This window comes from Actibacterium sp. MT2.3-13A (assembly GCF_018139985.1).
GTDB lineage: Bacteria > Pseudomonadota > Alphaproteobacteria > Rhodobacterales > Rhodobacteraceae > JAGSOU01.
The window spans coordinates 24,776-43,225 of record NZ_JAGSOU010000003.1; the positions used below are offsets into that span (position 1 = coordinate 24,776).

22 protein-coding genes are annotated in these 18,450 nt (G+C 64.8%); 7 read left to right on the forward strand and 15 right to left on the reverse strand.

The features are described 5' to 3' along the window. Positions 1-8 precede the first annotated feature (8 nt). From KCI33_RS03665 to KCI33_RS03735, 15 genes are all read right to left on the reverse strand, one after another. Positions 9-1,421, reverse strand: coding sequence for a CpaF family protein (locus KCI33_RS03665; protein WP_212523405.1), 1,413 nt, complete (start codon positions 1,419-1,421; stop codon positions 9-11). A gap of 24 nt (positions 1,422-1,445) precedes the next feature. After that, on the reverse strand, positions 1,446-2,084 hold the full coding sequence (locus KCI33_RS03670; protein ID WP_212523406.1) for a L,D-transpeptidase: 639 nt from the start codon (positions 2,082-2,084) through the stop codon (positions 1,446-1,448). Then, positions 2,081-3,220: a hypothetical protein gene (locus tag KCI33_RS03675; protein WP_212523407.1), complete on the reverse strand. Its 1,140-nt coding sequence runs from the start codon at positions 3,218-3,220 to the stop codon at positions 2,081-2,083. Before KCI33_RS03675 ends, KCI33_RS03670 begins: the two co-directional genes overlap by 4 nt. A gap of 21 nt (positions 3,221-3,241) precedes the next feature. Beyond that, complete coding sequence (locus KCI33_RS03680) at positions 3,242-3,859, reverse strand: TadE/TadG family type IV pilus assembly protein (protein ID WP_212523408.1); 618 nt, start codon at positions 3,857-3,859, stop codon at positions 3,242-3,244. After that, positions 3,853-4,347 carry a TadE/TadG family type IV pilus assembly protein gene (locus KCI33_RS03685; protein ID WP_212523409.1) on the reverse strand — a complete coding sequence of 165 codons (495 nt, stop codon included), beginning with the start codon at positions 4,345-4,347 and terminating at the stop codon, positions 3,853-3,855. Before KCI33_RS03685 ends, KCI33_RS03680 begins: the two co-directional genes overlap by 7 nt. Positions 4,348-4,466: 119 nt before the next feature. After that, positions 4,467-4,664 (reverse strand): hypothetical protein, encoded by a 198-nt coding sequence (locus KCI33_RS03690; RefSeq protein ID WP_212523410.1) that lies wholly within the window; start codon positions 4,662-4,664, stop codon positions 4,467-4,469. Next, positions 4,642-6,069, reverse strand: coding sequence for a type II and III secretion system protein family protein (locus KCI33_RS03695; RefSeq protein WP_212523411.1), 1,428 nt, complete (start codon positions 6,067-6,069; stop codon positions 4,642-4,644). Before KCI33_RS03695 ends, KCI33_RS03690 begins: the two co-directional genes overlap by 23 nt. Before the next feature lie 85 nt (positions 6,070-6,154). Next, on the reverse strand, positions 6,155-7,234 hold the full coding sequence (gene cpaB / locus KCI33_RS03700) for a Flp pilus assembly protein CpaB (protein ID WP_212523412.1): 1,080 nt from the start codon (positions 7,232-7,234) through the stop codon (positions 6,155-6,157). 238 nt (positions 7,235-7,472) lie between these two features. Beyond that, the gene (locus tag KCI33_RS03705; RefSeq protein WP_212523413.1) at positions 7,473-7,679 is read right to left on the reverse strand and encodes a hypothetical protein; all 207 of its coding nucleotides are present in this window, start codon (positions 7,677-7,679) and stop codon (positions 7,473-7,475) included. A 274-nt stretch (positions 7,680-7,953) separates the two neighbouring features. Continuing rightward, positions 7,954-9,507, reverse strand: a complete 1,554-nt coding sequence (locus KCI33_RS03710; RefSeq protein ID WP_212523414.1) for a TadE/TadG family type IV pilus assembly protein — start codon at positions 9,505-9,507, stop codon at positions 7,954-7,956. Positions 9,508-9,673: 166 nt separating this feature from the next. Beyond that, positions 9,674-10,159, reverse strand: a complete 486-nt coding sequence (locus tag KCI33_RS03715) for a prepilin peptidase (RefSeq protein WP_212523415.1) — start codon at positions 10,157-10,159, stop codon at positions 9,674-9,676. A 36-nt stretch (positions 10,160-10,195) separates the two neighbouring features. After that, positions 10,196-10,705 carry a hypothetical protein gene (locus KCI33_RS03720; RefSeq protein ID WP_212523416.1) on the reverse strand — a complete coding sequence of 170 codons (510 nt, stop codon included), beginning with the start codon at positions 10,703-10,705 and terminating at the stop codon, positions 10,196-10,198. A gap of 136 nt (positions 10,706-10,841) precedes the next feature. After that, positions 10,842-11,888 (reverse strand): YeeE/YedE family protein, encoded by a 1,047-nt coding sequence (locus tag KCI33_RS03725; RefSeq protein WP_212523417.1) that lies wholly within the window; start codon positions 11,886-11,888, stop codon positions 10,842-10,844. A 31-nt stretch (positions 11,889-11,919) separates the two neighbouring features. Beyond that, positions 11,920-12,204: a metalloregulator ArsR/SmtB family transcription factor gene (locus KCI33_RS03730; protein ID WP_212523634.1), complete on the reverse strand. Its 285-nt coding sequence runs from the start codon at positions 12,202-12,204 to the stop codon at positions 11,920-11,922. A gap of 274 nt (positions 12,205-12,478) precedes the next feature. Then, entirely contained in the window at positions 12,479-12,886 is a 408-nt protein-coding gene (locus KCI33_RS03735) for a thioredoxin family protein (protein ID WP_212523418.1), read from the reverse strand. Between the two features lie 46 nt (positions 12,887-12,932). Here KCI33_RS03735 and KCI33_RS03740 point away from each other — a divergent pair, with 46 nt between their 5' ends. The 7 genes from KCI33_RS03740 to soxB all read left to right on the forward strand — a co-directional run bounded on the left by KCI33_RS03740 (position 12,933) and on the right by soxB (position 18,439). Then, the gene (locus KCI33_RS03740) at positions 12,933-13,670 is read left to right on the forward strand and encodes a cytochrome c biogenesis protein CcdA (RefSeq protein ID WP_212523419.1); all 738 of its coding nucleotides are present in this window, start codon (positions 12,933-12,935) and stop codon (positions 13,668-13,670) included. Positions 13,671-13,742: 72 nt separating this feature from the next. Next, complete coding sequence (locus KCI33_RS03745) at positions 13,743-14,306, forward strand: thioredoxin family protein (protein WP_212523420.1); 564 nt, start codon at positions 13,743-13,745, stop codon at positions 14,304-14,306. A 150-nt stretch (positions 14,307-14,456) separates the two neighbouring features. Beyond that, positions 14,457-14,942 carry a sulfur oxidation c-type cytochrome SoxX gene (gene soxX / locus KCI33_RS03750; protein ID WP_212523421.1) on the forward strand — a complete coding sequence of 162 codons (486 nt, stop codon included), beginning with the start codon at positions 14,457-14,459 and terminating at the stop codon, positions 14,940-14,942. A 35-nt stretch (positions 14,943-14,977) separates the two neighbouring features. Further along, complete coding sequence (gene soxY, locus KCI33_RS03755) at positions 14,978-15,394, forward strand: thiosulfate oxidation carrier protein SoxY (RefSeq protein ID WP_212523422.1); 417 nt, start codon at positions 14,978-14,980, stop codon at positions 15,392-15,394. A 19-nt stretch (positions 15,395-15,413) separates the two neighbouring features. Then, positions 15,414-15,743, forward strand: coding sequence for a thiosulfate oxidation carrier complex protein SoxZ (gene soxZ, locus KCI33_RS03760; RefSeq protein ID WP_212523423.1), 330 nt, complete (start codon positions 15,414-15,416; stop codon positions 15,741-15,743). A gap of 28 nt (positions 15,744-15,771) precedes the next feature. Beyond that, a complete protein-coding gene (gene soxA, locus KCI33_RS03765; protein ID WP_212523424.1) occupies positions 15,772-16,620 on the forward strand; it encodes a sulfur oxidation c-type cytochrome SoxA in 849 nt (282 codons plus the stop codon). 127 nt (positions 16,621-16,747) lie between these two features. Beyond that, positions 16,748-18,439, forward strand: a complete 1,692-nt coding sequence (soxB, locus tag KCI33_RS03770; RefSeq protein ID WP_212523425.1) for a thiosulfohydrolase SoxB — start codon at positions 16,748-16,750, stop codon at positions 18,437-18,439. Positions 18,440-18,450: the final 11 nt, after the last annotated feature.

An 18,450-nucleotide genomic window follows, 5' to 3' on the forward strand; every position in this document is an offset into this window, starting at 1 on the left:
GCCGGCCCTCAGAGCACCTTGGTCGGGTCGAACACCGACTTGTCGATGGTCAGCCCCATGGAGCCGACCGCATCCAGGAACCGGGGCCGGATGCCGGTGGCCCGGAACTCGCCCCGCACCTTGCCGTCGTCGTCCACCCCGAGCCGCTTGTAGGTCATGATTTCCTGGGTCTGGATCACGTCGCCCTCCATGCCGGTGATCTCGGCGATGGAGACGACCTTGCGGCTGCCGTCGCGCATCCGCGAGAGCTGGACGATGAGGTCGATGGCCGAGGCGATCTGCACCCGGATCGCGTTCTGGGTCATCGGCATGCCGGCCATGCCGACCATCTGCTCCATCCGCCCCAGCGCGTCGCGCGGGCTGTTGGAGTGGATTGTGGTCATCGAGCCCTCGTGGCCGGTGTTCATGGCCTGCAGCATGTCGAAGGCCTCGGCGCCGCGCACCTCGCCGACGATGATGCGGTCGGGGCGCATCCGCAGGGCGTTCTTCACCAGGTCGCGCTGGATGATCTCGTTGCGGCCGTCCACCGTCGGGGGCCGCGTCTCAAGGCGCACCACATGCGGCTGCTGAAGCTGAAGTTCCGCCGCGTCCTCGATCGTGACCAGGCGTTCCTCGTGCGGGATATAGGACGACAGCGCATTCAAAAGCGTCGTCTTGCCCGAGCCGGTGCCGCCCGACACCACCATCGAGACCTTGCCCTCCACCGCGATCGCCAGCAGGTCGGCCATCGCCTGCGCCAGCGTGCCGACCTTGACCAGGCGGTTGAGGTCGAAGGGGCGCTTCGCGAATTTCCGGATGGAGACCTGCGGCCCGTCCACCGCGACCGGACGCACGGCCACGTTGACGCGCGAGCCGTCGGCGAGGCGGGCGTCCACCAGCGGCGAGGATTCGTCCACGCGGCGGCCGACCGAGGCCACGATCTTGTTGATGATCCGCATCAGGTGCTCTTCGTCCTTGAAGCGCACCTCGGTTTCCTGCAGCCGGCCGAAGCGCTCCACATAAACCTTGTTGTAGCCCACCACCAGGATGTCCGAGATGGTCTCGTCGTCGAGCAACGGCTCGATCGGGCCGAGGCCCAGGATCTCGTCCGCGATGTCCGAGATCAGCGCGTCCAGTTCCCGCGCGTTGAGCGGGAAGTTGTTCATCTTCACATAGTCGCGGACCAGCGGGCGCAACTCGTCGTGCAGTTCCTTCTCCTCGATCGTGTCGAGCACGCCGAGGTTGATCTTGTCCAGCAGGTAGCGGTGCAGGCTGACGCGCTCGGACACGAAATCCGGGCCGTTGCCGCGTTTCTTGTCGGCTTTCCTCGCGGCCTGTTCGGCCTCGGTGGCGCCCGCCTCGTTCCTCAGGATCAGGGGCTCGTCCTGGGTCGTGTTCTGCGCCCCGTGCCCGGTCACGCCGTGGAAAAAACGTCCCGTCATGGTGTTGCGCCCTCCAAAGATCGGTTACTTGACAATGACTTTCGTACCCGTCCGGACCTTGCTGAATAGGCTGATGACATCGGCGTTGGACAGGCGAAAGCAGCCCGATGTCTCGTAGCCCCCGATAGAGGCAGCATTATTCGTTCCATGTATCCTGTAAAGCGTGTCGCGCCCGCCCTGGAACAGGTAGAGGGCGCGCGCGCCCAGCGGGTTGAACGGGCCCGGCGGCACATATTCGGGCAGCGAGGGCTGGCGCGCGCGCATGGCCGAGGGGGGGCGCCAGCCCGGCCATTCGGTCTTGCGCCCGACGGTGGTGACCCCGGTCCAGACGAAGCCGTCACGCCCGACGCTGATCACATAGCGCTCGGCCATGCCGTCGCCGAGCACGCGGTGCAGCGTCCGGTCGGCGTTGGATATGATGATCGTGCCCGGCGCCTCGGCCGTGGGGTAGGGGACGATCTGCATAGTCTCGGGCCCGTGCGATCGCGGCACCCGCGCGCGTTCGGACGCGCGCGTGAGGCCGGCCGGCGCGTTTAGGCCGGCGGCGGGCAGGGGCGGCGGGGCCGCCGCCGGGCCGGCCGCCGCCGCGGCGACGCCGGCGGCCAGGCACAACGCCCCCGCCACAACCGCCCGCAACAGCCTGAAGACAGGTTCCGCCGTCAATTCTCGCCTCCAATCCCGATGGTCTTGAGGTATCCGGCCAACGCCCTGACGAAGCGCGAGCGCGGGCTGACATCGCTGGGCACCACGCCGCGGTCCACGCTTTCCTCGATGATATCCTTGTCGTCGGGGAGGTAGAAGATCGGGATGTTGCCGAACAGTTCGCGCAGCTTCGCGCGGCTGATCCTGTGCTCGAACAGCTTTCGCGTCTCCTTGTTGACCACGACGTTGACCTTGAACTCATCACCGCGGATCTCGCGGATCCGGCGCAGCATGTCGAGGCAATGCTTGAGCGCCGGCAGGTTCATCTCGGTCACCAGCGTGCAGGAGTTGACGCCGGACAGCACCTCACTCTTCCAGTCGGTCTCGTAATACGGAATGTCGAGCACCGTGTGGTCGTGTTGCAGCGATACCGAATCCAGCATCCGCAGGACCAGCTCGAACCCGTCGAGCTCGGTGTTGATGTCGGGGCGCTTGAACGAATAGACGTAGAAGCCGCGGTCGTGTTTCTGCTGGATCAGGTTGATGAATTCCGCGTCGATCCGGCTCGGGTTCGAGGCCACGGATTCGAGGTTGTAGGAATTCACCATGTTCAGCACATAGCCACAGTTCCCGGTCGAGAAGTCGAGATCGAACAGCGCGACATTCGCCTTTTTCTTCAGCAGCTTGTTGGCCATGAGATCGGCCATGCAGACGGCGATGGTCGTCGCGCCCGCCCCGCCCACCGTCGAGATGACGGCATGCACCTTGTTCTGGACCGCCTTGGCCGTCCGCACCGCCGATTGCAGGACGGAGACGAGCTTGCCCTGATCGACCGGCTTGAGCAGCCAGTCATGGATGCGCAGCTTGATCAGGCGGTGCACGTCTTCCTGCGCCAGCGGCTCCGAGGTCACGATCAGCGGGACATCGTTGAATTCCCCGTGCAAGTGATTGAGCGTATCGACCTCCATCTCGCCGATCCGCTCCACATCGACGATGATGATGTCCGGCTCGAAATCCGGTCGCGCCTTGCCGATGCTGTCGGCACGCACGCCGGCCACGCGGTAGTGCGGCGACTTCGAGATCATTTCCTCAATGCCCCTGCCGCCCTCATCCGTGGCGCTGACAAGTAGGACATTATAAAGACTGAATGAGGTCATTCGGCACTCTTCGCTTTCACGTCAGCAGGCGATACTGCTGCACAAGTCTTCACTGGTAACGGTGACGGGGTGGGCCGGGATGGTCATCTCGTTGACGCCCAACAGCGCCCCCATGAACGGCAGGTTGAAGTGCAGGCCATCGAGCTCCAGCGTGATGGTGACGACCGGCCCCCAGGGCCGCCCGATATAACCCAGGCCGCTACGTTGGTAGGATACCCGGATGTTGGCGGGCCGGATATATTCGTTGAAATCGCACATCCCCGGCATCGAGGTGCCGAAACTTCCGTCGCAGACCCCGTCGCTGCCATAGACCAGCCGGTTCAGCCGCGCGCCGTCGCAGGGCGTCGTGCCGGCGCCGCAGCTCACCGTGACCGGGGTCGAGGGGGTCTCCCGGCCCTCGTTGCCGGAATAATCGGCGGTCAGGGGCGTCATGTCGGTGGCCAGAGGGTCGGACACGGCGGCCAGCCGCGCGCCGAGCTGGACGGCCTTGACCGCCTGGTTCCACTGGAACACGGCAAAGCCGAATTCGATCAGCGCCGAGAACACGATCAACAGGATCGGAAAGACCAGCAGCCCCTCGACGAGGGTCGCCCCGGTCTCGTTGCGCGCAAAGGCGCGTATGCCTCGCCGCCTCACCATCCCACATACCGCTCCGTATGGGTGTATTCGATTTCGATGATCGGGATTTGCAGCGCCCCGAACAGCGGCGAGCCGAGGTAGTCCAGCGTCCCCGTGACCGTCACCAGGTCGGTCGAGGCGGGGTGGCTGGGCTGGGGGACGGGTGCGATCGTGAGGTCGGCGGGGTCGGTCCAACCGGGAACGCGCGGGTTGTCCGCGCCGGTCGGGTTGGGCTTTCCGTAGAAGGCGATGTTCTGCGCTATGGCGACCGAGCACCAGCTGTAGAACGGGGGATTTGAGCCCGGCTGCGCCGGCTGGCACCTGGACCAGTAGCGCGCCGCGTCGCGCACCCCGGTCTGAAGCTGGTGGCGCTGCCACAGGACATTCCCGAATTCCAGAACGCCGATGGAAAAGATCGTCAGGAAAGGCAATAGCAACAGCGCTTCGGTGAGAACCGATCCGGTCTCGTCCTGACGAAGTTTCTGTCTCGCTCTCGCTCTGCTGGCCATCTGCCCTACACCGTTCGGGTTTCAGATATTCAGGGCTGGATCGCGTCCCTCCTGGAGTTTCCGCGGCCCCTGCCGGCGCCGCGTGCCGTCCGTAATGCGTTCGGAGTCCCCCGAAAGGCTCACCCGCCATGTTCGATCGTCGTGTCCTCCACGTGGCGCGGCCAGGGAGAGATCTCCTGCACGCCGGAATTGTGGCTCATCGCGTTGCCGGCGCGAAAGGTCACGGTGTCCCAGTGGTTGCCGTAATCCGCGCAGGCAGACAGAACGCCGATGGCGGCCAGGGCGGCCAGCAGCCTACTTCTTCTCGATGAGACCATCTTCGAACTCCAAGTCAATCATGTGGCCGTAGGGCCCGATCACGCCATCGCCCTCGGCAAAGCGGCGCAGCAGCTGGCGGTCCACCTCCAGCATGCCCAGCAGGAACAGCTCGACATCGTCGCTGGAGCGCGCGTCGTCCAGCGGCGAGCGCAGCGGCTCGTCCGGCGCGGCGGGGCGCACCAGGTGCGGGGTCACCAGGATGACCAGGTCGGTTTCGCGCTTCTGGAAGGCGGTGGAGCGGAACAGCGCGCCGAGGACCGGCACCTGGCCCAGCCAAGGCACCTGCTCGACGTTGCGCTCGTTGCTGGCCTGCAGCAGGCCCGCGATGGCGAAGCTCTGCCCGTCGCGCAGCGAGACCGTGGTCTCGGCCTTGCGCGAGATGAAGGCAGGTTGACCGTTGACGGTCAGCGAGGTGTCCACATCGCTGACCTCGGGGCTGATCCGCAGGCTGATCAGGTTGTTGTCCAGCACCGTGGGCAGGAAATTCAGCCGCACGCCGTATTCGCGGTAGCCGGTCTCGGTCGCGACCTCGCCATCCTCGATGATGGATTTGTCGATCGGGATCTCGCCGCCGACCACGAAATTCGCCTCGATCCCGCTGGTGGTGACCAGAGAGGGGTTGGCCAGGCGCCGTGCCAGGCCCTTTTCCTCGAGCGCGTTGATCACATAATCGACGCTGGTGCCCGAGATCGACAGCAGATGCCCGACCGCGTTGCCGAAGGGCGCGACGCTGGTCGCGGCGTTGGCTCCGGTGCTGAAGCGCTGCAATCCCGAGGATTGTTTCGTGCCGGTCAGTTCTACCCCCAGCTCGCGGCCGGAATTGCGGTTGACCTCGAGGATGCGGACGTCGAGCTGCACCTGCTGCGCGGCGGCCACGCGCAGCGCGTTGACCACCGGCTCGGTGGAATACTGGTCGGCGATCTCCAGCACCCGGCCGAGATCGACGTTGTCCTTCACCGTACCCGACAGGCGGATGCGGTCGTTGACGTTGGTGACCTCCACCTGCGCGCTGGGCACGGCCCGGCCGATCGCGGTCCGCAGCTCGGTGTAATCGACCTTGATGCGGATATCGATCACCTCCAGCAGCTTCTGCGCGTCGTTGTAGAGGGTGACATTGGTGAAGCCGCTGTTCTTGGCCTGCAGGTAGAGCGAGGTCTCGGTCAGCGGGAACACGTCGACCACGTCGGTGTTGCCGATCACGATATTCGCGAAGGGCTCGTCGGTCTCGATGGTCAGGGTGTGCCCCGGCGAGATGATCACGTTGGAAACCTGCCCGTCGGCGATGTCGATCAGGCGGGTCTGGGCCGACGCGGACGCGGAGCCAAGGGCGAGTCCCCCCGCCATCAGCGCCGCGGCGAAGAGGCTGCTCAGGCCCCGCGGTGATGTTTTCTGGAAGAAGCTCATTCTCTCGGCTCCGATCGCTGGTATGCTGCCACAGGCCCCTTTGGTCGGCGGGAAGATCGGATCCCGCGCGCCGGCAGGGGCGTTATTATTGGCCGTCCGGTTCCGTCAGGACCCGGTATTCGTCGCGGCGTCCGTTCCGGATGACCCCGATCGTGGTCTGCACGCGCGGTGCCGGCGGTGTCACCTTGGCGGGAACTTCGACCGGCACTTCGACCGGGACCTCGACCTCTTTGACGACCTCTTTTTCGATTATTACAGGTTCCTGGTTCTGAATGCTTGCCTCGACGCTGTCCATGCGTTCAGAAAAACCGGCAGTGAATCCTTTTAGCAACTCTTCCAGCGCGCTCAGCCGTTCCAGCTCCTCGTTGGTCTTGGGCTCTTCGGGCGCGGGGACGAGATCCTCGGCGACGTCGAGATCGCCCAGGTCGCTCAGGGTGACGCGCCGGATGTCCTCGACCTCGGTCGAGGCGATGTTGCGCAGAGCCAGCGACAGCGTGCCGATGCTGGCGCCCAGCGTCAGTTTCTGCGCCTCCTCGGTATTGACCTCGAAGGTGACGGTCCGCACCACGCTGGGCTGGTCCTTGCGGTCGTCGGCGATCTGGTCGATGGCCAGAACCTTGACCCCCTGCAGCAGCACGTCGACATAGCCCTCGTCGCCGGCGCGGCGGGAGGCGCGGGTCAGCATGACATCGACGCGGTCGCCGGGCAGAACGAAGCCGGCCACGCCCTGCACGTCGTTCACGCGGATCGACATCGCCTTCATCCCGGGGGTCACCGAGGTCGACAGTTTCGCGCGCTGGCCGGGCTCGGTGATCTTGGAGGCGAGGACCGGCTCGCCCGGCTCCATCGAGGAGACCACGAAGCGCGCGTCCTCCTCCTTGTCGCTGGTTACGATCTGGCCGACCCGCTCATAGGAGCCGCGCGGCGTGACGTCGCTGGCCCATTCGATCTCACGCAGCTTTTCGCGGGTGATCCTCTCGCCGAACTGCAGCGCCTCTTCGGCGATCACGATGGTGCGGTGTTCTTCCGCCTTGTCCGAGTCGGACTGGCGGACCTCGGAAAAGAGGCGCTGCCGCTCCTCGTTAAGCCAAGTCCGCGCGCCGACCACGGCGACCACGGCCAGGATGGCCGCGATCAGCAGGCTGAGAAGTGTGGTTGACCGCATGGAAGCTCTCCCCAGATCCCCGTTTCAAAGCCGTCTTTTGTTGATCTTGCTTGGGGATCACTGATTTGAACAGACATTTTTGACAGCTGCGGGATGAACCGGCGCCGACTGTCGTTCGTCTTGCGCGATTGAAAGGCCACGGCCCCGCGGAAAGGAAGTAGGCGCCTTCCTGCCGGAACGACGGCGGCACGAGGCCGCCGTTGCTCCTGCTTGCTCATTGACGCTGCCGTCCCCGCGATTAGCTGGGGGCGCCCAGGTCGGTGTTGCTCATCCAGTCGGCCCAGCTCTGCCAGCGCAGGCCGAGCTGCTCGCCGAACAGCAGCACAGCCGCGATCACCGCGGCGGTGAGCAGGCCCAGCAGAATGAGGTATTCCGTCAGCGCGAGGCCCTTCTCGTCGCGTTTGAACTGCGTGAAAATCGTGATCATCGTAATCAGTCTGAGCATAGCGTCCCTCCTTACCCTCAGAATACATTTTCGCCTGTGCCGGCGTCGGTGATGCTCGATGTCGAGTCTTCACCTTGTGTCCAAATTGTGCCTCAAGGCCGGTAAAGTCCTTATGATCTAAATCAAGTTTCAGCCTCAGTTTTTTCAAAGTCAACAAAACATTACCGATTGTTAATGTAATGAACCCATTGTGGCAAAACGGCCTTGATTGTTTCAGATGGGGCCGGGCGCCGACGCTCGGCGGAAGGGGGCGCCTCCGGCCCCCGGCCTCGGGTCATCGCACCAGCACGGCCTCGTCGCGTACGAAGGTGTCCAGCGTTCCGTTGCCGCCATATCCGGTGATGTCGATGATCTCGACGTCGATGGTGGAGTCGAGGGACGGGTCGGAGGGATCCCTGGCCATGGGCGAGACCAGGAAGATGCTGGCGTAGCTGTTGACGTTGAAGTCTGTCTTGCCCTGGCCGGCCTCCGACAGGCAGTCGATGATGGCGGCGAAGACCACACGCCGGTCGGGCTCGTCGCTGGGCGGCACGGCGCTGTTGACCGATGCGCTGCAGATCGGTTGGCCGCTTTCGCCCTCGCCAGCCCCCCAGGTGAACCAATCGCCCTCGTCGTCCAGGGTCTGGTTCGAGGTCTGCTGGTCGATCTCGTAGCGGTAGACGTCATAGCGCGACGGGCCAATCGCGCCGGGGCCGGACGTGTTGTAGAACGATTGATACATGTCGGCGGGCAGGGTCGCGTTGCCGTGGTTGAGTTCCCAGTAGCGGTCAGCGTCCCAGTTGCCCTCGCCGATGGTGGCGCCCAGGGCGCCCTGGGTCGGCGTGACCATGGTCTCGTTGTCGGGGAAGCCGGCGAAGATGTCATCGCCAAGGTTCGGGTCGGTCCAGGGTTCGGTGTCGCAGGCTTTGGGATTGTTCAGGTTCTTGGGGACGTAGCCCTTCCTGACGTTCAGGGCGGGGCTGAAATCCCTCGGAGAGTAGGAGGCGTCGAAAATGTCGAAGCGGACGTTGATGCCCTGCCGGATCGAGGTCGAGGCGCCGGGCTTGGTCGTGACCTGACCGGATTCGTAGCAGGTCGGGTTCGGTTCACCGGCGAAAATGTCGCGGATCGCATCCGCGCCGGGGCTGTCCTTGACCTCAAGGAAGCCGAAGTTGCCGGGCCGCTCGGTGTCGTTGCCCTTGGGGTGGAGCTTGAACAGGCGGCCATGCAGGTCGCCATTGGCGAAACCCGTCTGCAGATCGACGATCCCGTCGCCCTCGAACGGGTTGCAGATATAGAGCGGGGTCACATTGCAGGCCGCGCTCTGGGCGCGGGCCACGGCGGTCGCCGCGATCGGGATGGGCCCGACGATGCCCTCGAACACGGCGAAGATCGGCCTCAGCGGATGGTTCTGCCCGGATTTGGCCCGCACCCAGACATATTGCGCCTCGGCTTGCGTGGCCGGCTGATGCGCCGCCCGCCAGGCCGCGTCGATGGGGATGTGGTCCTCGCTGGGGATTTCGGTCAGGAAGGCGACCTCGAAATGCTCGTCGTTGCTGCCGGCATAGACGAGGTCGATATGCATGTCCCCGCCCGAGGGGGCCAGCATGTTGACGGTGTTGGTCAACTGGCCCATCGCCGCCTTCGCGCGGTCGATGGCATCGCTCCCGCCATCCAGTTCGCGCGCCCCGGCCAGCGCGACCGCGTCCGCCGTCGCATAGAGATCGGAATGGGCGTTGTTGCCGCGGCCGATGTCGATGACCAGCAGCGCGACGCCGAGCAACACGGGGATGAACAGCAACACCATGACATAGACGAAGCCGTCCTCGGATCGGGCAAACCGTTTCATGCATCCTCCTCGCCGCCGGGGGGCGGCTGACATGCGCGTGGCCGGCTGGGGCGCGGCGAAACGGGGTAGGGCGGGCCGGCTCCGGACCTGGACGATACCGCGTGTGGTTTCCATCAGATCAGCCTTGGCACCCATTTTCAAGCGGCCTCGCGCCGCTGGCGCGGGTCTAGCCGATCTGCTGCAGTGCGCGCAGCGCGAGCGTGACGCTGCCCGCGCCGAGCATGGGCGGGGCGTAGGGCACCTGGCCCTGCGCCTCGATCTCCCGCAGGCGCCGCCCGATTCGCCAGCCGCGGCGGTCCAGCCGCGGGGCGGCCTTGATCAGCACCAGCAGGAGCGCCGAGAACCCCAGCAGCAGCACGGCATAGGCGCCCAGGCCCTGCACCCCGCAGAACAGCCCCACCGGAAAGCCGAGCTTCGCGTCGCCAGCGCCCATCAGCCCCGCCAGCCAGAAGCCGAAGCCGAGGGCGAACAGGATCGCCCCGGCCAGAAGATCGCCGCGCAAAGGTGCCCAGCCCAGCGCGAGGGAGAACGGAAGGTAGAGGGCGATCAGAACCAGCACCATCGCGTTCCTGACGCGGTAGTGCTGAAAGTCGGTCCAGGCGATATGGCCGTAGACCAGGATCACGAGCGCGGAAAGTGCCAGGGCGGCCATGCCGGTTCCCCCCCCGGGGCTTGGCGGGCGCGGGGCTCAGATGCCCTTCAGATCGCCGGGCGCCCGTTTCTGGTAGTTCACCGAATTGCGGAGCAGTTCGAGGTTGTTGGCCGTGACCTCGTTCTCCGGGTCGATTTCATAGGCTTTCAGGAAATAGCTGCGCGCGGTGCGCAGGTTGCCCCGCAGCAGCTGCGAATAGCCGTAGTTGTTCAGGAACTCGACCCGGTTGCCGATGGTCGGCTGCAGCTTGCGGTAGGCATAGTCCGACTTGTCGAAGCGGCGCAGCATGTCGGCGGAGGCGGCAAAGCCCAGCCAGGCCTGCGGATCCTCGGGGGCGACGTCGATGGCCTTCTTGAACAGGCGGTAGGAGTTGCCGAAATTGCGCTCGCGGAACTGGGCCTTGGCTTCGACGAGGATCTCGTCGTTGGGGTAGTAGGCGCGGTTGGCCGTGTCCAATGTCGCCGGGGCGCCCTCGCTGAAGGACGAGAACTCACTCGTGCACGAGGCGGTCGCGATGGTAATGGCAATCAAAAGAAATGCTCGCATATCCCTCAGACCCTTTTCGGCCATATGTTTCGGATCACTCTGGCAGGGCAGGGGCACGATTTCATCCCCCGAAATACAATTTTTTGCGAGTGCGTCTGAAACGTAACAGTGCGGGGGGCGCGGCGCGCGGTGCCGGTCAGTCGGGCTCGAAGCCCTGGATCAGGCGGCGCAGCCCGAACACCGCACCGAGATAGATCGCGCCCAGCGTGACCGGCGCGGAATAGGCCAGCGTGGCGAAGCCGGTGACGCCCTGGCCCACCGAGCAGCCCATCGCGACCGCCCCGCCGATGCCCATCAGCGCCGCGCCGCCCATCTGGCGGCCCAGTTCGCGCGGGTCCTCGCAGGCCTCCCAGCGGAACATGCCCTTCAGCGTCGAGCCGAGGAAGGCGCCGGCCAGCACGCCCGCGACCGAGCCCACCGAAAAGCTCAGCCCGCCCGAGGAGGAGGTCATCAGCCAGATCAGGCTGCGGCCCAGCGTCGCGGTGAAGGTATGCCCCTCGACCGGGATCGCGCCGAAGGTGGCGTCGTGCAGCGCCGAGGTGCCCCACAGCGCGAAGCTGACCGCCAGGCCGGCGGCGACGCCCCAGGCGATCTGGCGCGGGGTCTCGCGCAGCGGCGGATGCGACAGCGCCCAGATTGCCAGCGCCGCGGAAACCAGCGTCGCGAACAGCAGCGGCGGCAGGCCGAGCTGGGCGGAGACGAAATCGGCATAGCCCTGCGGCTGCTCGGCGGTGACCTGCGGGAACAGCAGCACGCGCAGCTGCGCCAGCGGCCCGTTGAGGGTGATGAAACCGAACACCGCGACCACCATCACCACCACCAGCGAGCGCAGGTCGCCGCCGCCGAAGCGCGCCAGCGCGCCGAAGCCGCAATTGCCCGCCAGCGCCATGCCATAGCCGAACACCGCGCCGCCCACGATGCTGGCCAGCGGGTTCCATTCGATCGCGTGATAGACCGTGGCGCCGAGGTCGATCCTGCCGTCGGCGGCCAGAAGATGGGTTGAGAAGATCGCCGTGCCAAGCACGATGCCCCACATCCTGAGGCGGCGCTGGTCCTCGCCGTAGACGGCGTTCTCGATCGCGCCCAATGTGCAGAAGTCGCCCATCCGGGCGGCCAGCCCCAGCACGATGCCGGTGGCAAGGCCAATCAGCGCGGCGATTGCGCCAATCGGAATGATGTCCATGCGGGGCTCCCTGCGCTGGCCGTCGCCTGGGTCAGGCCGGGCTGCAGAACATGTCGTAGACCAGTTCGATCATCCGGCGGGCGCGGTCGTCGGCCAGCGAGTAGTAGATCGCCTTGCCCTCGCGCCGGTGCGAGACCAGCCCCTCCAGCCGCAGCCGCGCCAGCTGCTGGCTGACCGCGGCCTGGCGCGACGAGAGCAGGTTCTCCAGCTCGGTCACGGTCTTTTCGCCGGTGGACAGGTGGCACAGGATCATCAGCCGGCCTTCGTGCGACAGGGCCTTGAGGAACCCCGAGGCCGATTCCGCCTTGCTCACCATGCTGTTCGCGTCTACCGGCGCGGCGCCGTCGGAGGTCAGGTCCGCGCGCAGGTCGTAGGGATGAATCGCATCTGCCATGTCGTTCTCCCCGGCGCCGTCGGGGCCGGCGCCGTCCTCTTTCTTTCCGCTGCCGTCATCCGGCATCTGAGTCATCTTTTCATCCGATCCGCGACACATAGGGCAGAAATCGGCATTTGTCGCCCCCCATGCGCCCAATAAAGTGGCAGGCTGCGGCATTTCGCGCGGCTTCGGGCGCACATGCCGGCGCCGCGCATCAGCCCTCGCCTCCGGCGGCGGCCCATTCCGGCTCCTGCTGCAGACGCTTGCCCAGTAGCCCCCAGAAGAAATCCTCGCCGGGGTAGCCTTCCAGCCGCCAGATCTCCTGGCCGTCGCGCAGCAGCACGAAGGTCGGCGTGTAGATCGGGCGCGAGACGATCGAGACGCCCTCGGGCAGCTTGTCGCGCAGTTGCTGGGTGACAAGCGTCGCGGTCCGGCCCTCGGCGGTCTTGGGATAGATCGGCCCGATCTCGTTGTGCCACATCGTGCAATAGGCGCAGCCCTGCTGCTCGAACATCATCAGCCGCAAATCGGCGCGGCTGGCGGGGGCGAGCAGAAAAGTCGCCAGCAGGGCCAGGAGGGCAACGCGGAATATTGCATTCATCGACGGGATGTCCTTATACATCTTAAAATCGTAATATGTTTGTGCATCTTCGGCAAGGAGGTTCAGGGTGCTCGATATTTCCTTTGGCGGGGCGGCGGTTGCCGGGATTCTTTCCTTCCTCTCCCCCTGCATCCTGCCGATCGTTCCGTTCTATCTTTGTTACATGGCTGGCATTTCAATGACCGAGCTGCGCGGCGACAACACGATCGCGCCCGGCGCACAGAAGCGGCTGGTGCTTTCGGCGGTGTTCTTCGCCCTCGGGGTGACCTCGATCTTCGTCCTCCTGGGCATGGGGGCGACGGCGCTGGGGCAGGGGTTCCGCGCCTGGAAGGAGCCGCTGTCCTACGTCGCGGCGGCGATGCTGCTGGTGTTCGGGCTGCATTTCCTCGGCATCCTGCGAATCCCCTTCCTTTACCGCGAGGCGCGAATCGAGGCCAAGGCCGAGCCGACCACCATCATCGGCGCCTATCTGATGGGGCTTGCCTTCGGCTTCGGCTGGACGCCCTGCGTGGGGCCGGCGCTGGCGGCGATTCTCATGGTGGCCAGCGGCATGGGCAATATCTGGCACGGCGCGGCGCTGCTGCTGGTCTACGGGGGCGCGATGACGCTGCCCTTCGTGGTCGCGGCGCTGTTCGCCAAGCCCTTCCTGAGCTGGATGCAGCGCAACCGCAAATATCTGGGCCATGTGGAGAAGGCGATGGGGGTGATGCTGATCGTGTTCGCGATTCTCATCGCCACCAATTCGGTGTCCTACATCGCCGATTTCATGATCCGGATCTTCCCCGACTCGGCTACCATCGGGTGATCCGCGAGGGCCCGTCCGGCCGTGCCGGGGCGGGCCTTGCCCAAAGACATTGAGAAAGGGAGAGAGCGAACCATGAGACTGACCTCTGTTCTGGCCGCGGCCGTGATCGGGCTGGGCCTGCCGGCCTTCGGCGCGTCGCCGATGGGCGATGACGGGCTGCACAAGCCCGCCTGGCTGCGCGACACGTTCAAGGACATGTCCGAGGACCTGGCCGACGCCAATGCCGAGGGCAAGCGCCTGCTGATCATCTTCGAACAGCGCGGCTGCATCTACTGCAAGAAGATGCATGAAGAGGTGTTTCCCGACCCTGAAATCGAGGCGCTGATCGAGGATAACTATTTCGTCGTGCAGATGAATCTGTTCGGCGATGTCGAGGTGACGGATTTCGACGGTGAGGTGATGTCCGAGAAGGACATGGCCGTGCGCTGGGGCGTGGTGTTCACCCCCACCATGATGTTCATGCCCGATGTGGCCCCCGAGAGCGGCACCGCCGCGCAGGCCGCCGTGGTGACGATGCCGGGCGCCTTCGGCAAGGGCACCACCAAGAGCCTGCTGAACTGGGTCCTGGAAAAGGGCTATGAGGGTGACGAGCACTTCCAGAAGTACCTGGCAAGGAAGCTCGCCGAGGACCGATAATGGCGTTTCTTTGATGCATGTTTGTTTCGGCAACAAAGGTGCGTCAAAGAGTCATTCGTCAAGTATGCAAAAAATTAGATTTGATGTTGCATGCCATCGTGTACCTCCATTAGGTTTTGCCGAAGGGAAAAGAGACCGGGAGGAGTCTTTATGAAACGCGCAATCCTGAGTGCTGCATGCCTGTTCGCAGGCGCGAGCCTCGTATCGGCCGCAGAAGTGGCCCCGCTGGACGTCAAGTTCGATGACTACGGTGCGGTCGAGCAATCGCTGACCGGCGTCGCCGGGGATCCGGCCAATGGCCGCAAGGTGATGGGCACCAAGAGCCTCGGCAACTGCGTCTCGTGCCACGCGATCAGCGAGATGGCTGAGGATGTGCCATTCCACGGGGAGGTCGGCCCGGTGCTGGACGGCGTTGCCGACCGTTGGAACGAGGCAGAGTTGCGCGGCATCGTCGCCAACTCGAAAAAGACCTTCGAGGGCACCGTCATGCCCGCCTACTACCAGACCACCGGCTACAACCGGCCCGGTGACGCTTACACGGGCAAGGCCGCGAAATCCGATCCGATGCCGCCGCTGCTGTCGGCGCAGCAGATCGAGGATGTCGTCGCTTACCTGATGACGCTTAAGGAGGAGTGATCCGCAGGGATCCTCTGCTGAACAAGGAGAAAGAAATGGAACTGACAAGACGTGGGGCAATCGCTCTGGGCGCCGCAGCAGCGGCCACCCTGGCTCTGCCCATCCGCGCCCTGGCTGCCGTTGACGAGAGCATCGCGGCCTTCACCGGCGGTGCCGAAATCGGCGAAGGTGGCGTGACGCTGACCTCGCCCGAGATCGCTGAAAACGGCAACACCGTTCCGATCAGCGTCGACGCACCCGGCGCGGTTTCGATTCTGGTGCTGGCCTCGGGCAACCCGACCCCGGCCGTCTGCACCTTCAACTTTGGCCCGGCGGCGGCGTCGCAATACGCATCGACCCGTATCCGTCTGGCCGGCACGCAGGACGTGATCGCCATTGCCAAGATGGCCGATGGCAGCTTCGTGCGCGCTCAGAATACCGTCAAGGTCACCATCGGCGGCTGCGGCGGCTAATCTCAGGAGAACAGAACAAATGGCATCTGGTGTTAAACCCCGCGTCAAGGTCCCGAAATCGGCTGCTGCCGGCGAATCGGTGTCCATCAAGACGCTGATCAGCCACACGATGGAATCGGGCCAGCGCAAGGATGGCGACGGCAACCTGATCCCGCGCTCGATCATCAACCGCTTCACCTGCGACTTCAACGGCCAGAACGTCATCGACGTGACGCTTGAGCCGGCGATCTCGACCAACCCCTACTTCGAATTCGAGGCCCGCGTCGATGCGGCCGGTGAATTCAAGTTCACTTGGTACGACGACGACGGTTCGGTCTACGAAGACGCGAAATCGATCGCGATCGGCTAAGCGATTGTTTCATACAGGGAGGAAACGCATGAAACTCAAATCGCTCACATCCGCACTGGCAGTGCTCGCGCTCAGCGCGGGCGCTGTCGCCGCGGCTGAAGATTCGGAGCTGATCATCAACGGCGACATCGAGATCGTGACCCGGACCAAGGCGCCGGCGCACATGGAGAATATCGATGAGATCCGTTCGGGCTGGACCTTCCGTTCGGAAGAGACCCAGGCCCTGCAGATGGACGACTTCGACAATCCGGGCATGATCTTCGTCGATCAGGCGCGGGAAACCTGGGATCAGGTCGATGGCTCCGAAGGCAAGTCCTGCGCTTCCTGCCACGGCACGCCGGAAGAGGGAATGGCCGGCGTCCGCGCGGTTTATCCGAAGTGGAACGAAGCCGCGGGCGAACTGCGCACGCTGGAGATGCAGATCAACGACTGCCGCGAGAACCGCATGGGCGCCGAGAAATGGGGTTGGAATGCCGGCCCGATGGTGAACATGACGGCGCTGATCTCCGTTCAGTCGCGCGGCATGCCGGTGAACGTCGCCATCGACGGCCCGGTTCAGGAGATCTGGGAGAAGGGCAAGGAGATCTACTACACGCGCTTCGGCCAACTGGATCTCTCCTGCGCCAACTGCCACGAGCAGAACTACGACAACCTGATTCGTGCAGACCATCTCAGCCAGGGGCAGATCAACGGCTTCCCGGCCTATCGTCTGAAGAACGCCAAGCTGAACTCGATCCACAACCGCTTCAAGGGTTGTGTCCGCGACACCCGTGCCGAGACCTTCAAGGAAGGCTCGCCCGAGTTCATCGCGCTCGAGCTCTACGTCGCCTCGCGCGGCAACGGCCTGTCGGTCGAGGGCCCGTCGGTCCGCAACTAAGCTTTTCCTCCCCGCGCGGGGCTTCCTCGCGCGGGGTATTCGTTAGTTCCTTTACTGGCCCCTGACGACTGGCACGCGCAGCGTGAGCCGGCCGGACAGGGGCATCTTGAACGGAGAGACGACGGACATGATTTCGCGGAGAGACTTCCTGCAAGCCACTGTGGCCGCTTCGGCCATCTATGGCGCAAGCGGTATCGGCAACTGGGCCAAACTGGCGGCCCAGCAGGCTATGACTCAGGACGAATTGCTGAAGTTCGACACTTTCGGCAACGTCACGCTGGTGCATGTTACCGATATTCACGCCCAAGCCAAGCCCATTTGGTTCCGCGAGCCCGAGATCAATCTCGGCGTGGGCGCGGTGAACGGTCTGCCGCCGCATGTCACCGGCGCCGACTTCCTGAAACTGTTCAACATGACCGCGGGCACGCCCGAGGCCTATGCCCTGACCTATGAGGATTTCGTTTCTCTGGCAAAGGGTTACGGCAAGATGGGCGGGCTTGACCGCGTCGCCACCGTGCTGAACGCGATCCGCGCCGACCGTCCCGACGCGCTGCTGCTCGACGGCGGCGACACCTGGCACGGCTCCTACACCTGCCTGAAGACCGACGGCCAGGACATGGTCAACATCATGAACGCGCTCAAGCCCGACGCGATGACCTCGCACTGGGAATTCACCCTGGGCAGCGACCGCGTGAAAGAGATCGTCGAGGGGCTGGACTTCCCGTTCCTGGGTGCCAACATCTTCGACGCCGAATGGGACGAGCCCGCCTTCGAGCCTTACAAGATGTTCGAGCGCGGCGGCGCCAAGATCGCCGTGATCGGTCAGGCCTTCCCCTATCTGCCCATCGCCAACCCGAAATGGATGTTCCCCGAATACTCCTTCGGCATCCGCGAGGAGCGCATGAACGAGGTGGTGCAGGAAGTGCGCGATGCCGGCGCCGACCTGGTGGTCGTGCTGTCGCACAACGGCTTCGACGTGGACCGCAAGATGGCGGCGCAGGTCCAGGGCATCGACGTGATCCTGACCGGCCACACCCATGACGCGCTGCCCGAGCCGGTGATGGTCGGCGAGACCATGCTGATCGCCTCGGGCTCGAACGGCAAGTTCGTCACCCGCCTCGACCTCGACGTGCGCAACGGTCAGCTGATGGGCTTCCGCCACAAGCTGATCCCGATCTTCTCGGACGTGATCGAGGCCGACAAGGACGTTGCCGCCGTGATCGACGCCGAGCGCGCGCCCTTCAAGGCCGAGCTGGAAGAGGTCCTGGGCACCACCGACAGCCTGCTTTACCGTCGCGGCAACTTCAACGGCACCTGGGACGACCTGATCTGCAACGCGCTGATCGACGAGCGCGAGGCCGATATCGCCATGTCGCCCGGCTTCCGCTGGGGCCCGAGCCTGCTGCCGGGCGAGCCGATCACCCGCGAGGACCTGTTCAACGCGACTTCGATGACCTACCCGAACGCCTACCGCTCGGAGATGACCGGCGAGACCATCAAGGTGATCCTCGAGGACGTGGCCGACAACCTGTTCAACCCCGATCCCTACTACCAGCAGGGCGGCGACATGGTGCGGGTCGGCGGCATGGGCTACCACATCGACGTGAGCAAGCCGCAGGGCCAGCGGATCACCAACATGACCCTGCTGAAGACCGGCGAGGCCGTCGACCCGGCCAAGACCTATGTGGTCTCCGGCTGGGCCAGCGTGAACGAAGGCACCGAGGGGCCGGCGATCTGGGATGTGGTCGAGACCTACATCAAGCGTCACGGCACCGTGCACGTCGATCCCAACAAGTCGGTGCAGGTCACCGGCGCGTAACCCTTGAACCG